Below are 14952 nucleotides of genomic sequence, written 5' to 3'. Positions count from 1 at the left end.
GAGCTAACTTGGAGATCACAACAGAAAGATTAATAATTAGACCTTTTAAGAGTACTGATTTACAGGATGTATTTGCTATTTATAATAATGATGATACATGTAAGTTCCTATTACATAATAAGTGGACTCATGAAGACATGCAGAAAAGATTTAATAAGAAGCTAGCAAACAATGTACTTACTAAAGAATCAATATTAAGTTTGGCAGTTATATATAAGACTAAAGTAGTTGGTGACTTATCTGTATGGTATACAAATATGAAAGACACTGTTGAGATTGGTTATAGTTTTTCAAATGAAGTAGCTGGGAGAGGTTTGGCAACAGAAGCAGTAAGTAGTTTGGTATTTAAATTATTTAATGAATGTAATGTACATCGTATACAAGCTAATCTTGATGCACGTAATACAGCTTCACAAAAATTGTGTGAACGAATAGGCATGAGAAAGGAAGCCCATTTCATAAAAGATTTTTGGAATAAAGATGAATGGACAGATAGTTTTGTATATGGAATGCTATCCTCCGATTTGTAGTAATAAACTTCGTAATTTTATTATGCTAAAGGGTGCGTTAGTTAAATAACAAAGGGCATAACATATTATATATGACTAATATGTTATGCCCTTTCATGTATTAACCTTTTTTATATGCGTTTGAAACGGCCGACAATTTCAACTGTTTCAGTAATGTTCATGAATGCTTTGTTATCCACTTGACGGATAATACGTTTCATTTCGCCTAACTCATAGCGAGTTACGACGGTGTAAATCATTTTTTTCTTATGGTTTGTATAGCCGCCGACAGCATCTACCATTGTCACTCCGCGTATGCCGTGATGTAATAGTGCGCTTTTTATTTCCTCGCCTTTTTCTGTAACTGTCATTATCGTTAATTTAATATGTTTCGTATGCACGGCATCAATTACTTTACTGACTACAAACCGGCTAATTAACGTATAAAGTGTAATATCCCACCCGAAAATAAATCCTGCTGCAACAAGTAAGATTAAGTTGAATCCAAAGATGATTGCTCCAATCGAAATATCTCGATGTTTTGCTACAATCAATCCAACGACATCAAAGCCACCTGTTGAAGAAGCAAATCGGAATATGATTCCGGAAGCTGCTCCGCAGATTACACCGCCGAATACAGAAGATAGTAAAATATCGTCTGAAACTTGGTGTACAGGGATAATGTTCATCGCTAACGATGATACAGCTACAAAGTACGCTGTTAAAAAGGTTGTCTTCTTGCCTAAGTAAAAGTGACTTAAAATAAGAAGAGGAATGTTTAGTAAAAAGATAAGTGCACCGATATTGTAGTGCATTAAATAACCGATAATCATCCCTACACCAGCAAATCCACCGCTAATCATGTTATGCGGGATAAAGAACATATTCATAGAAATTGCATACAAAATAGAGGCTACGAAAATAACAACCAACTGTATGATAAATTCTAAGTGAAATGTTTTAGCTGCTGGGAAGGATAAAAAGGCGGTGTCGGGAACGTAATCGGCGTCTCCTAGTTGACCCATAGTATGTTTCATCTCCATATTCATTTTTGATTACAAGAAGAGAATAAAGGTTTTTTCAAAAACTGGCAATAGTTTTATTATAATGCAAAAATTTTATAAATTTCTAATAAATCAAGCCTATTCATTGATGTGTGTGAATATACTAAAGAAAGCGAATACAACGTTTCTTAATTATTATTTTCTTGAGAAAATATGCAAAATACTTTTTTTGACGATAAAAGGAAATAGAGAATGTTTGCCTAATGTGCTAAAATGACCTTATTAAGGATGTGAAGCGATGGAATTTTTATTGCAGGATGCAATTCTATATATATCGTTTGTAACGACAGCGCTTTGTTTATTAGAAGTTTTCTTCCTTGCTAATGTTTCTCGCTTTGTGCGTCAGCAAGCATCAAACGGTAGACAAAGAGCTTTTGCGTTAGCTGATACATGTGAAGATAGTGCGGGAAATGTACCGCTATTTTCAATTTTTTATAAGTATGGAATGATTCGTTCTGTACGCAGACAAGAATCAAGTGAAGAGAATGACGAGGTCGGTCCGTATACACCAATGTTTCGCTAAATAATTACGAAACATTGGAGGAATGAACATGTTAAAATCATACCGAGCTGCGCTCATTAGTTTATCAGTATTACTTGTTTTTGTTTTATCTGGCTGCAGTAATGCAGGCACAATCGATTCACATAGTACGGGAATTTGGAACCATTATTTCGTATATCCAATCTCGTATATGATTCAATTTGTTGCTCATCATATACCGGGAGCTAGCTTTGGGATTGCTATCATTATTATGACGCTCGTTATTCGTTCAGCAATGATTCCATTAGCTGTTTCACAATATCGTAGCCAAGCAAAAATGAAAAAAATGCAACCTGAATTGCAGAAGCTAAAGAAAAAATACGGTGATGTAAGTAAAGATCTTGAAAAACAAAAGCAGTATCAAAAAGAAATGTCAGAACTAATGAAATCAGGCGGTTGGAATCCACTAGCTGGTTGCTGGCCAATCTTTATACAAATGCCGATTTTTTCTGCTTTGTATTATGCGATTAGCCGAACAGAAGAGATTCGCACATCTTCATTTTTATGGGTGAACTTAGGACATGCAGATCCTTATCATATATTACCGATTATCGCAGCGTTAACGACATTTATTCAGATGAAAGTTTTCCAATCTAACGTTACACCTGGAGAACAAGTACAGATGATGAAGGTGCAGCAAATTATGATGCCGGCAATGATTCTATTTATGGGATTTGCGGCGCCATCAGGACTTGTGTTGTACTGGATAACAGGTAACTTATTTACAATGACACAAACAATTGTATTAAGAAGGATAATGGAACGTGAAGAATTACAATTACAAAAAGCTTAGAACAACGCCGCTCGGGATGAGCGGTGTTTTTTTGTTAAGTCGTTAAGGAAATGTTAAGAAACCGACATTACTATAGGCATTGTATACGAAAGTGTACATGCTTTAGAAATATGAAGGAGGAAATTTCCTATGAAGAAGAAAACAGTTGGGTATTTAGCAATTGCAGGTGCTTTATCATTCGGAATCATTGGAGGAGCTGGCATACCAGCATTTGCGGCAACGAATACTCCAGCAGCTGAGCAATCTACAAAAACGGCGAAAAAAGATTTAGATGACGCTACAAAACAAAAAGTAAAAACGATTATGGACGATACAAAGAAACAGTTAGAGGAACTAGGTGTAAAACTTCCAGAGAAAGAAAAACGTAAAGACATGTTTGCTAACTTAGATGAAGCAACAAAAGAAAAAGCGAAACCGATTTTAGAGCAAGAGAAATCTGGGAAATTAACACGTGAACAAGCAAAAGAAGAATTAACGAAGTTAGGCGTGAAAATGCCAGAGAAGGGTAAGCATGGAGACATGTTTGCTAATTTAGATGAAGCAACAAAAGAAAAAGCAAAATCAATTTTAGAGCAAGAGAAATCCGGGAAATTAACACGTGAACAAGCAAAAGAAGAATTAACGAAGTTAGGCGTGAAAATGCCAGAGAAGGGTAAGCATGGAGACATGTTTGCTAATTTAGATGAAGCAACAAAAGAAAAAGCAAAATCAATTTTAGAGCAAGAGAAATCCGGGAAATTAACACGTGAACAAGCGCAAGAGGAATTAACAAAGTTAGGCGTGAAAATGCCAGAGAAGGGTAAGCATAAAGACATACTCGCTAACTTAGATGAAGCAACAAAGGAAAAAGTAAAGTCTATTTTTGAACAAGAAAAGTCCGGAAAATTAACACATAAGCAAGCAAAAGAAGAATTAACTAAACTAGGTGTGAAACTTCCAGAGAAAGAGAAACATGAAGACATCTTTGCGGGATTAGATGAGGCAACAAAAACAAAAGCAAAATCGATTTTAGACAATGAAAAGAAACAATTAGAGGCGTTGAATGTGGATCTTCCACATCACAAATTTTTTATGAAAAAAGATGAGAAATAATTGAGTGAAGTCGTACCTTTCGTGTGGGCAACCGAAAGGTACGTGAGAGGACCGATTTCTGTTAGCAGAAATCGGTCCCTTTTAATGATTCAATAAAATTTTTTTCATTGTTAGTATGTATCCAAAGACGCAGTAGAAGATTGCAAAACCGATAAATACTTCTGTATATTGGTATGTACCTAATACGTAGAAGGAAGCAGCTGGTATAACAGCTACGGCTAAAATGCTATAACCAGGATACTTGTGCCTGTACATGATAGCGAATAGAGCCGAAAGAAATGTAGCGATAATACAAAAAACAGCAATCATTATTTGTGCACCTCCTATATGGAGTATACTATTTTTAGGGAATTAGAGAAGTGTCGTAACTTCTGTTATAATATAAGAAGAGAAACATTTCGTATGTTATATAAAAAAATATATTGATTTTTTCTAACAATTCAATATAATGAACAATAACTACAAAATTCGACATCAAGAAGTGATGATGAGGACACGATCGATTTTTTACGATTCTCAGAGAGGGAAGCCTTTGGCTGTGAGCTTCCTAATACGAAAAAATGGATTACCACCTCTGAACTGCAGCAGTGAACGGATACCTAGTAATTGCTTGCCGGCAAAAACCGTTATTTAGACTTGAGAAATTGGTGAAGTGTGTCACTTTGCTAATTGAAACAAGGGTGGAACCACGAATACAACACTCGTCCCTTTTTTAGGGAGGAGTGTTTTTTTATTTCATTTTTGCATCACACTAGGATTGGAAGGAGGATACGCAGCATGCATCATGATGAGAAGAACAAAATTGGCTTAACAGTAGCACTTTCTATTGTGGTAGGAACGATTATTGGATCTGGTGTGTTTATGAAACCAGGGAGCGTATTAGATTACTCGGGGAGTTCTAATATGGCCATTCTTGCTTGGGTAATTGGTGGTCTGTTGACGCTAGCAAGTGGTTTAACAGTAGCTGAAATTGGAGCGCAAATCCCGAAAAATGGTGGGTTGTATACGTATTTAGAGGAGATTTACGGAAGTTTTTGGGGATATTTATCAGGCTGGATGCAAACGATTGTTTATGGACCAGCTATTATTGGAACATTAGGGTTGTACTTTAGTTCTTTAATGATTAATTTTTTCTATTTAGATAAAGTATGGAATTTACCAATTGCAATTGGTACAGTTGTGTTCCTTGGCGTTATAAATAGTATGGGGACAAAATATGGAGGTATCGTCCAAACGATTACGACAATTGGGAAGATGATTCCAATCGTATTAATTGTTGTGTTAGGTTTTTGGAAAGGGAATAGCGATATCTTTAACGTAGTTGTGCCGATATCAGAAAATCAAAGTATCGGTATGGCAATTTTAGCAACGTTATTTGCTTATGACGGCTGGATTCTACTTGCTTCGATTGGCGGAGAAATGAAGAATCCAACAAAGTTATTACCGAAAGCGATGACAGTTGGGATTTTAATTGTAACGGCTGCTTACGTACTAATTAACTTGGCATTATTAAATGTATTACCAGCAGCAAAAATTGTAGACCTTGGAGAAAATGCAACAGCGACAGCTGCGGGCATGCTACTTGGAGAATATGGCGGGAAAATTATTAGTATCGGTATTATCATTTCTATTTTCGGTTGTTTAAATGGAAAAATTTTAACGTTCCCACGTATCCCGATGTCGATGGCAGAACGTGGACAACTTCCATTTGCTAAGTTTATTGCAAAGGAAAGCCCAAGATTTAAAACACCAGCAAATGCGATTACTGTTGAAATCATTTTAGGAATTATTTTAATGATTATTAGTGATCCGAATAAGCTATCTGAGATTTCCGTATTCATTATTTATATTTTCTATGTAATGACGTTTATTGGTGTCTTCATTTTAAGAAAACGTAATAAGAATAAAGAGCGTGCATACAGTGTACCGTTATTCCCAATCGTACCAATTGTCGCGATTTTAGGTTCGTTCTTTGTAATTGGTAGTGCAATTATCAATGATCCGGTAAGTTGTTTCTTATCAATTGGAATTGTCTTTACTGGACTTCCGGTGTATTGGTATTTAAATAAGAAGAATAAAACTAGTGTTTAATAATTAGAAGGCAGGCGTATCATACGCCTGTTTTTTTATTGTAAAAAAATTGTACTTGTGTTCAATTTCTATTTTAGTTACTATAGTCGTAGTAACCAAAACAGAAAGCGTGGGGAAAGACTTGAATTTTCGTGTGTATATTTTAGCTATCGCGGCTTTCGTAGTCGGAACGGTTGAGCTAATTATAGGAGGAACGCTCGATTTAGTTGCCAATGATTTAGGAGTATTTATTAGTGCAGCTGGTCAGCTCATAACAATATTTTCAGTAGTATTTGCTTTATCAGGTCCGGTTTTATTAGCGGTAACTGGAAAGTTTGAAAGAAAAAGATTATACATTGGGGCATTATCAATTTTCTTAATCGGAAATATTATTTCGGCATTTAGTTTGAATTACGGGATGTTAATGTTCTCGAGGGTTGTTTGTGCGGCGAGTGGTTCATTAATTATTGCGTTATCTGTAACACTTGCTTCTAGCGTTGTAGAACCACATTTTCGCGCGCGTGCAATTGGAATCATTTTCATGGGGATTAGTGGATCACTTGTACTTGGGGTACCACTTGGTCTTGTACTTGGAAATGCATATGGATGGCGTGCACCATTTGTATTAATTTCGGTATTAACAGTTATGGCAATCGCTTGTATTTCATTATTCTTAACGAAAGTACCACCGACATCAGTATTATCAATAAGAGAGCAAATTGCTACATTAAAAGATAAGAAAATCGTAAGTGCACAGTTAACGTCATTCTTATTTTTAACGGGTCATTTAACATTATATGCATATTTAACACCATTTTTAAAAGATGTGATGCATGTGGAAGCAAATTGGATTAGTGTATTTTACTTCATTTTCGGAATCGCAGCGGTACTTGGGGGTGGCCTTGGGGGCTTGCTTGCTGATAAATGGGGATCGAAGAAAAGTATTATCTCCATTATTATCGTATTTGCGTGTGCGATCTTCATATTGCCGATGATGACATTCTCATTCCCACTCTTCATTATTATGATGGGGATTTGGAGTATGCTGAGCTGGGCTATTTCGCCAGCACAACAAAATTATTTAATTGAAATTGCACCAGAATCGGCTGGTATTCAGCAAAGTCTAAATAACTCTGCGCTTCACTTAGGAATTGCACTCGGTTCAACAGTAGGCGGAGTTGTTATTGAAAAATCATCTGTTATATATAACGCTTGGGTAGGAGGCGGCTTTATTATATTAGCGCTGCTTTGTGCAATTTTCTCTATTACGAGAGGACGTTCTACTCAGTTTGCGAAGGAAGAATCTATCGTTTGATAGGTTCTTTTTTCATTTGTAACAAATTGCAGGTTTTAGTAGATGTATGGAGAAGGTTGTATGTAGCGAGGTGATGGAAAATGGCATATGATTTAGTCGGAGTTATATTGGGCCTTATACCAATATTTGTGGTCGCGTTTATTTTTAGATGGGTCCGCTTCATCTATCAAAATTCAGAGAAACAAGTGGAGCAAAATGAGAAAATTATTGAGCTGTTGACGGAGATAAAAGAAAAAGATAAGTAACATGTATTCGTTTGAAATTTGTTTCTGGTAAGTAAAAAAGGCACTTATAAAGTGTCTTTTTATTATTTTTAAAAATTTAAAATATGTAACATTTATTTGTCAATAGCAGAATGAGAACAAATAATTTTAATGTTGCTTATTACTTTGAAACTTTCTCAACAATTCGACAAGATAATACAAAAAAACCACCTATTCTCTTTTTTTCACTATAAGTACAATGAAACAGTAAGATTGCTTCATGTAGAAATTTATATATGGTGGTGGAGAGAATGAAACGAAAGATGGTAGGGAAATGGTTTAGTTTTTTAAGTGCTCTTATTATTTTATTAGGAATTGCAATGCCACAAGTGAAGGCAGAAGTAATGAACAGAGAAACATATAAAATGGATTGGAGTTATAGTAATTCGAAACATCGTGAAATAAAAACAGAAATAATTAAAGCGGCTTCGGGTAGTATTGCGTATTGTTTAACGCCTGATTTACGTTCTCCGAATGGGGATGATTTGCCTGAAATGGGGAAAACATCTGATGCCGTATATCGTGTTTTATTAAATGGGTATCCTCAAAAAAGCCCATCTGAATTAGGGGTAGCGACAGTAGAAGAAGCGCATTATGCTACACAATTAGCAGTATGGATTGCAGCAAATGAATTAACGGAAGAAGATTTAGTTGCAAAAAATGAACGAGTACATAATCTTATGAAGCGTTTAGTAGAGGCTTCCAAAAAAGAAACAGGATCACAAGATGTATTTTTTAAAGTTATTCCTGTAGATCCACAAACTGCTACACAAAAAGGTGATTATTTAGAAACGGGATTTTATGCAGTGCAAACAAATGCGGTTTCTGGCTCTTATACAATTCTTCCTGAAAATGCTCCTAAAGGGTTTCGAATTGTAAATGAAGATGGAGAAGAGAAAAGTACATTATCAATTGATGAAAAATTCAAAATATTAATCCCGAAAGACACGAGTAGTGGTAATTTTAAAATGAAAGTGAAGTCTACTTTAACAAATTTACAAGCAATAGCTTTTAAAGGATCAGAAAAAGTTCAAAATACAACGGTATTGTTACAAAGAAATAGTGAGAAAATCAGTACAGATTTAGTTGTAAATTGGGAATCAGTAGGCTCTTTAAAGATTATAAAATTAGGAGAAAAAAAGGAATTATTAAAAGGCGCGGTGTTTGAAGTTTCTAATGAAAACTTTAAACAAAATGTTAAGACTAATGATAAGGGGATTGCGGAGTTAGGCAATCTTCCAATCGGTATATATAGTGTCAAAGAAATTCAAGCGCCAGCTGGATATGTGTTAGACGGAAGTGTTAAAAAAATTGAAGTGAAAACTGGTGAAACTGCTGTATTAGAGTTGAAAAATGAAAATGTAAAGGGTGAATTAGAAATAACGAAAGTAGATATAGCGGATGGAAATACGAAGTTACCGAACGCAGAATTTACAATCTACAATGAACAAGGAAAAGAAGTAGTAAAAGGAAAAACGGATGAAAAAGGTGCAGCGAAATTTAAACTACCATACGGAAAATACACGTATAAAGAAACAATAGCGCCGAATGGCTATGTAATAAATGAAGAGACATTTGCATTTGAAATAAAAGAGAATGGAGAAATTATTAAGCATATCGTTCAAGATAAGAAGTTAGAAGGTGAGTTAGAAATAACGAAAGTAGATGTAGCGGATGGGAATGTGAAACTGCCGAACGTAGAATTTACAATCTACAACGAACAGGGGAAAGAAGTAGTAAAAGGGAAAACAGATGAAAAAGGTGTAGCGAAATTTAAACTACCATACGGAAAGTACACGTATAAAGAAACAATAGTGCCGAATGGCTATGTAATAAATGAAGAGACGTTCTCATTTGAAATAAAAGAGAATGGAGAAATTATTAAACATATCGTTCAAGATAAGAAAGTAGAAGGTGAGTTAGAAATAACGAAAGTAGATGTAGCGGATGGGAATGTGAAACTGCCGAACGTAGAATTTACAATCTACAACGAACAGGGGAAAGAAGTAGTAAAAGGGAAAACAGATGAAAAAGGTGTAGCGAAATTTAAACTACCATACGGAAAGTACACGTATAAAGAAACAATAGCACCAAATGGATATGTAATAAATGAAGAGACATTCGCATTTGAAATCAAAGAGGATGGAGAAATTATTAAACATATTGTGAAAAATAAGAAAGAAGAAAAGGCATCACTTCCTTCTAAGCCAAATAAGCCAACACCGAGTGGAGAAGTGAAAACCTTCGCTGATGTGAAGCCAATGCAACAACCTAATAATCATAATGAAGTGCGTTTACCAGCTACTGGCGGCGTTGGCAATGAATTTACGGTTTTATTCGTTTTAGGAATTGGTTTTATTATTACAGGTGGTTATGTGTTAAGGATGAAAAATAGAAAAGAAATGTAGAAAAAACGCCTTGTAATAGAGGCGTTTTTTAGTATCTCAACTTCCTCAACAAACTCTTAATTTCCTCATCTTGCATGAAGAGATCAAGATGCTTCTCTGTAATTTTTGCAAGTGCAACGTCGTGATAGAAAAATTCTGTAAAGAACTTTACGAAAGGTTGCGACATTGTTTTCATTGCTTGCCATGACTCTTGCTCTACACCAGCAAATAAAATTTCGCGGTCGTCAACGATGAGTAGCAAGTAGCGTTCTAATGCGTTAGGTTCTTCAGTTGGGATTAGAAAATGCATGTTTTCTAAGTCTGTTTCTACTTGTCCAACTATAAGGGACTCGAGTTTGACGCCTTGTTTTGCTTTTTCTTCTAATGAAGGAAGGTATTCTAAAAGAGTATCATTCCAAGCTGAAATGCGAATCGATTCTTTTGCACTTTCGATAAGTTCTTTACTTTGAACTCGAATAGAAGATTGCATTTTTAAGCTCCATACACGGTCATCTGTAAATGATTTTTTCGATATATTCGTTTCCAATTCTTTAATATTTGATTGGAATTCTGTCGTTAATTTTTCAATTGCTAGCTTGAGTGGTAATGCTGTATACAGCTTTTTCTTTTCTGAAACAGAATCCATTACCATCCCTTTATCAATCAGGCGTGCTAGCACTTCATATATTTTTGCTTTTGGAACACCAGAGTGCTTCACAATCGTTGTAGCATCTAGTGGTTCGTTGCTTGATACGACAACTTCATAAGCTTGGCTTTCATATTGTGAGAAACCGAATTTTTGTAACATAGTTCCCTCCGAACAAATGAGATTATATACCTTAAGGATAATGAACTATTTGTTTTTGCACAAGTGGTTGTAGGTTTTCTACTCAGATTGAGGTGAGAATTAGTTTCAATTTTTTAATTTTATCCATTATACTTAATATAGTGATTAATATAATTACAATACAACGAGAAGGGGATGCCTGGGGGAAGATGTTAAGAAGTTTACGTTTAAAAATTGCGGTAGTATTTTCGGTGCTTATTTCTATGATGTTCGTAATATTAGGTACAGCTATGTATCAATTACAGAAAGAGAAGGAAGTGCGCTCCTTAGACCAGTATTCTCAAAATACGATGGATCTTGTGACAGAGCAACTTACGACATTTGTTCAAAGAACGGATGAAGATATGGGATATTATGCGAACAGTGAGATGGTTCGTAATATACTTCAAGACGGAGTTACTCCAGAAGAAGAAGCATTTTTGACGAAAGAGTTTTCGGAGTACAAAAAGAATCATCCTGGCATTTTAGACTTATATATTGGTACGAAAGATAAAAAAACATTAAGTGCCAATCTTGCTGAAGGTGGACAAGTGCCAGAAGGATATGATCCAACGACAAGACCATGGTATAAAGACTCAGAAGCTGATGTGAAAAAGGTTCACTGGGGACAACCTATGTATGAAATTGCAACAGGTAAGTTAAGCGTGGGAGTTTCTAAAGCAATTACAGCTCAAGATGGATCTGTATTAGGTGTTGTTGCGATGGATGTATCACTTGGAACAATTCAGAAGTTACTTCATAATATTCAATACAATAATGGCGGAGAAATGTTTATTATAAATGATAAAAGTATGGCTCTTGTTTACCCAGAGAAAATAGGGAAAGATGCTTCGAAAGAGCCACTTGTGAAGAGTTTAAATAAAGAGGTAACAAAATATGCTGTCACTACATTAAAGGGTGAAGATGTAGTTGTTTATAGCCAGTCATTTGATTTGATGAAATGGAAAATAGGAATTTTTTATCCGAAAGAAACGATTGATGGGCTATTAAATAGTACGAGAAATACAGTCCTTATAATGGCATGTATTAGCTTATTAGTTGGAATCATAGCTTCATACTTGTTCTCAAGAAGGTTAGCAAGACCGTTGCAACTATTAACGAATCACGTTCAAAAAGTAGCAGAAGGTGATTTAACGTTGCAAATGAAAGTGACAAGTAAGGATGAAGTTGGAGAGCTGACGAATCACTTTAATCATATGGTTGAGCAAATGAATGAAATGGTAAGCAAAATTAAAAATAGTGTATCAACAGTGCAGCAATCAACGAATAATCTACATTATTTAACGAATGAAACTGTAGCCGCTAGTAGAGAAGTATCAGGTGCAATGGATGATGTGAGCGGAGGAGCGTCTACTCTTGCTAATAGTGTAGATGAAGTTTCAGAGCAGCTCGAGAATATGGCGCAGTCAGTGGAACAAATGAATCACTCGGTTGGTGAAATAAAAGGAGTGGCCGGTAAAGCTGAAGAGGCATCTAAGCAAGGATTACATACGATGCGTAATTTAGTTCGTACAAGGGGCCAGTCATCTTCGATTGTTGTTCATACAGAGGAAGCCTCCGGAAAGTTAGAGCAAAGAGTTGGATCGATTCAAAATGTTGTAGAGCTTATAAAAGGTATTTCGGATCAAACGAATTTACTTGCTTTAAATGCTTCAATCGAGGCGGCGCGTGCAGGTGAGCAAGGTAAAGGATTTGCTGTTGTTGCTGAAGAAGTTCGGAAATTAGCGGAACAATCAAAAGATGCAACAGTAGAAATTGCGACGATGATTGGTGATGTACAAGTAGAGGTAAGACGAGTTGTAGAAGTTGTAAGTAAGTTGAAAGACATTGCGGATATACAAAATAAAGTTACGACAGAGGCAGAAACGGAATTCCGTACAATTATGTCAGTTGTAAATACGATTAGTACTTCAGTGGAACAAATTGTAGAAGAGGTATATAACATCGGTCACGAGCAAGGAGAAATTACAGCGGTAATGCATACAATTGCTGGTACGAGTCAAGAAAGTGCAGCTGTTTCGGAAGAGGTAAATGCTGCAACTGAATCTCAAGTGAATCATCTAGAAAAGGTAGCTCATACGATGGAAAGTTTGACGGAGCACATGAGAGACTTAGAAAGATTAGTTGAGCAATTTAAAATAGAGGAATAACAAATTAGTAAAATGATGAGTATTTCGGTAAAATAGACAATGGATATATAAGAAGCAAGTAATAGGAGGAAGACTACTATGGCAATTGTTGACGTATCGATTATTCCAGTAGGAACGGGTAATCCAAGTGTTAGTGAATATGTAGCAGAAGTACAAAAGGTGTTAGAGAAAAATGCAGATCGCGTGAAATATCAATTAACACCAATGAATACAATTATTGAAGGAGATCTTCCTGTCATTCTAGAAGTTATTCAACAAATGCATGAAGTTCCATATACGAAAGGTGCACAGCGCGTTGCGACAACAATTCGTATCGATGATCGTCGTGACAAAGTAAGCACAATGGAGAAGAAATTAAATTCTGTTCGATCAAAATTATAAGAAAAAGCAGCGATCTTCGCTGCTTTTTTCATATAGGAGGTAGATAAAATGAGTGAAAAGTTTAACGAACAATTTGATGGGTTGTTAGAGAAATACACGGAGCTATTACTTGGAGAGAGCAATGATGAGAGAAAAGAACAGGTGCAGAAGTGGGCGCTGTATTCTTACATAGCAAAGACGATGCCAGCTTTAGTGAAGCATTGGAATGAGACTTACCCTGATGCGAAAGAAGAGATGGTACAGTTAATTACAGATATTAAAAGGCTGAATGAAGAGAAGAGAAATGAGCAATAAAAAAATTTGAGGTAAATATAATCTCAAGTTTTCTGTATTAATATCCTTATATAATTTACATGGAATATAAAGGGTTTAATAAGCATGTCGAATATTTTCGACATGCTTATTTTGTGCCTAGTAAATTCGTTTTTTCTAAATGTCGAAAAATATTTCCTACATATTTATAAGCGGAAATATAGGGTTTTAAATGTTTTTATAGTATTTTATAAATTATCTAAATAATTATTTGTATCCAATAATTTTAAACAATGATATAATTTTGAAGAGGGGTAAAAAACAGATAAATCACAGTCATAGGGGTGAATTACATGGAACAATTAATGCGAAATTCGTTTCTTTTCTTGTCAAAAAATAAAGCGCTAACAAAACTGGCTAAAAAGTACGGTTTACGCTTTGGTGCAGGTCGCTTTGTCGCAGGGGAAACGATTGAATTAGCGACAGCTGCAATTAAAGCATTAAATAAGCAAGGTCTTTGTGTAACGATCGATTATTTAGGTGAATTCGTTGATAACGAAGCGGAAGCAAATGAAATGGCTAGCGAATCGATTGAAGCGATTCGTGCAATTGGAAGAGAAGGTCTTAATTCACAGCTTTCTTTAAAAATGACTTCTATGGGATTAGATATCTCTGATGAAATCGTAATGAACAATATGCGCCGTATTTTAGAAGCTGGAAAAGAAAATGGTGTGTTTATTACAATTGATATGGAAGACTATACACGCTGCGGAAAGACGATTGAGATCTTTAAACAGCTAAAATCTGAATACGATAATATTGGTACAGTTATTCAAGCTTATTTATATCGTACAGAAAAAGATATGGAAGAATTAAATGCTTATAGTCCGAATTTACGTCTTGTAAAAGGAGCTTATAAAGAACCTGAAGAGGTAGCGTTCCCGGATAAGAAAGATGTAGATGATAACTATAAAAAAATTATTAAAATGCACTTATTAAATGGAAATTATACTGCAATTGCTTCACATGACGAAGCGATTATTGAATATACGAAAAAACTTGCCGAAGAACACAATATTCCAAGAGACCAATTTGAATTCCAGATGTTATATGGTATTCGTAATGAGCGTCAACTTGAGCTAGTAAAAGAAGGTTACAAGATGCGTGTTTATGTGCCTTATGGAAACGACTGGTATGGCTACTTCATGCGTCGTCTAGCAGAGCGTCCAGCAAACGTTGCGTTCGTATTAAAAGGTATGGTTAAAAAATAACCAAGGAGAAAATACTC

The 14952-nt window shown here is 35.4% G+C and carries 15 protein-coding genes, 1 pseudogene and 1 other annotated feature; of the genes and pseudogenes, 13 read left to right on the top strand and 3 right to left on the bottom strand.

Features of this window, described 5'->3' with window-relative positions; translation table 11 throughout:
* Positions 1-8: 8 nt before the first annotated feature.
* Positions 9-530, top strand: coding sequence for a GNAT family N-acetyltransferase (locus tag ACHZK0_RS24565; RefSeq protein WP_262740559.1), 522 nt, complete (start codon positions 9-11; stop codon positions 528-530).
* A gap of 110 nt (positions 531-640) precedes the next feature.
* Here ACHZK0_RS24565 and ACHZK0_RS24560 read toward each other — a convergent pair whose 3' ends face one another.
* A complete protein-coding gene (locus ACHZK0_RS24560) occupies positions 641-1534 on the bottom strand; it encodes a YitT family protein (protein ID WP_000530035.1) in 894 nt (297 codons plus the stop codon).
* A 277-nt stretch (positions 1535-1811) separates the two neighbouring features.
* On the opposite strand from ACHZK0_RS24560, the gene ACHZK0_RS24555 reads away from it, so the two are divergent.
* From ACHZK0_RS24555 to ACHZK0_RS24545, 3 genes are all read left to right on the top strand, one after another.
* Positions 1812-2096: a hypothetical protein gene (locus ACHZK0_RS24555; RefSeq protein WP_242243211.1), complete on the top strand. Its 285-nt coding sequence runs from the start codon at positions 1812-1814 to the stop codon at positions 2094-2096.
* A 28-nt stretch (positions 2097-2124) separates the two neighbouring features.
* Positions 2125-2907 carry a membrane protein insertase YidC gene (locus tag ACHZK0_RS24550; protein WP_132133547.1) on the top strand — a complete coding sequence of 261 codons (783 nt, stop codon included), beginning with the start codon at positions 2125-2127 and terminating at the stop codon, positions 2905-2907.
* Positions 2908-3036: 129 nt separating this feature from the next.
* A complete protein-coding gene (locus ACHZK0_RS24545; RefSeq protein ID WP_395760968.1) occupies positions 3037-3999 on the top strand; it encodes a hypothetical protein in 963 nt (320 codons plus the stop codon).
* A gap of 81 nt (positions 4000-4080) precedes the next feature.
* On the opposite strand, the gene ACHZK0_RS24540 is transcribed toward ACHZK0_RS24545, so the two are convergent.
* Positions 4081-4308 (bottom strand): hypothetical protein, encoded by a 228-nt coding sequence (locus tag ACHZK0_RS24540; protein WP_262740560.1) that lies wholly within the window; start codon positions 4306-4308, stop codon positions 4081-4083.
* A gap of 166 nt (positions 4309-4474) precedes the next feature.
* Positions 4475-4711: a binding site (T-box leader), on the top strand.
* A gap of 65 nt (positions 4712-4776) precedes the next feature.
* Between ACHZK0_RS24540 and ACHZK0_RS24535 the strand changes: the two genes are divergently transcribed.
* The 4 genes from ACHZK0_RS24535 to ACHZK0_RS24520 all read left to right on the top strand — a co-directional run bounded on the left by ACHZK0_RS24535 (position 4777) and on the right by ACHZK0_RS24520 (position 10055).
* Positions 4777-6090: an APC family permease gene (locus ACHZK0_RS24535; RefSeq protein WP_270340955.1), complete on the top strand. Its 1314-nt coding sequence runs from the start codon at positions 4777-4779 to the stop codon at positions 6088-6090.
* 109 nt (positions 6091-6199) lie between these two features.
* Positions 6200-7384: an MFS transporter gene (locus ACHZK0_RS24530; RefSeq protein ID WP_395760967.1), complete on the top strand. Its 1185-nt coding sequence runs from the start codon at positions 6200-6202 to the stop codon at positions 7382-7384.
* Positions 7385-7464: 80 nt separating this feature from the next.
* On the top strand, positions 7465-7629 hold the full coding sequence (locus tag ACHZK0_RS24525) for a hypothetical protein (RefSeq protein WP_000312825.1): 165 nt from the start codon (positions 7465-7467) through the stop codon (positions 7627-7629).
* A gap of 269 nt (positions 7630-7898) precedes the next feature.
* On the top strand, positions 7899-10055 hold the full coding sequence (locus ACHZK0_RS24520; RefSeq protein ID WP_395760966.1) for a SpaA isopeptide-forming pilin-related protein: 2157 nt from the start codon (positions 7899-7901) through the stop codon (positions 10053-10055).
* A 28-nt stretch (positions 10056-10083) separates the two neighbouring features.
* On the opposite strand, the gene ACHZK0_RS24515 is transcribed toward ACHZK0_RS24520, so the two are convergent.
* Positions 10084-10842 carry a TrmB family transcriptional regulator gene (locus ACHZK0_RS24515; protein WP_097817422.1) on the bottom strand — a complete coding sequence of 253 codons (759 nt, stop codon included), beginning with the start codon at positions 10840-10842 and terminating at the stop codon, positions 10084-10086.
* 188 nt (positions 10843-11030) lie between these two features.
* Here ACHZK0_RS24515 and ACHZK0_RS26830 point away from each other — a divergent pair.
* The 5 genes and pseudogenes from ACHZK0_RS26830 to ACHZK0_RS24495 all read left to right on the top strand — a co-directional run.
* A pseudogene (locus ACHZK0_RS26830) lies at positions 11031-12083 on the top strand (cache domain-containing protein); the annotation flags it as partial.
* On the top strand, positions 12078-13031 hold the full coding sequence (locus ACHZK0_RS26825) for a methyl-accepting chemotaxis protein (RefSeq protein ID WP_416351279.1): 954 nt from the start codon (positions 12078-12080) through the stop codon (positions 13029-13031). The pseudogene ACHZK0_RS26830 and the gene ACHZK0_RS26825, both read left to right, overlap by 6 nt.
* A 78-nt stretch (positions 13032-13109) precedes the next feature.
* Positions 13110-13412, top strand: coding sequence for an MTH1187 family thiamine-binding protein (locus tag ACHZK0_RS24505; RefSeq protein WP_001018860.1), 303 nt, complete (start codon positions 13110-13112; stop codon positions 13410-13412).
* A gap of 48 nt (positions 13413-13460) precedes the next feature.
* Entirely contained in the window at positions 13461-13706 is a 246-nt protein-coding gene (locus tag ACHZK0_RS24500; RefSeq protein WP_001290586.1) for a YusU family protein, read from the top strand.
* A gap of 311 nt (positions 13707-14017) precedes the next feature.
* Positions 14018-14935, top strand: coding sequence for a proline dehydrogenase family protein (locus ACHZK0_RS24495; protein WP_000436767.1), 918 nt, complete (start codon positions 14018-14020; stop codon positions 14933-14935).
* Positions 14936-14952 lie beyond the last annotated feature (17 nt).

This window comes from Bacillus sp. 3G2 (assembly GCF_044324725.1).
Lineage (GTDB): Bacteria > Bacillota > Bacilli > Bacillales > Bacillaceae_G > Bacillus_A > Bacillus_A mobilis.
Note: the sequence above shows the minus strand (reverse complement) of the source record. Positions and strands in the feature narration are given on the sequence as shown.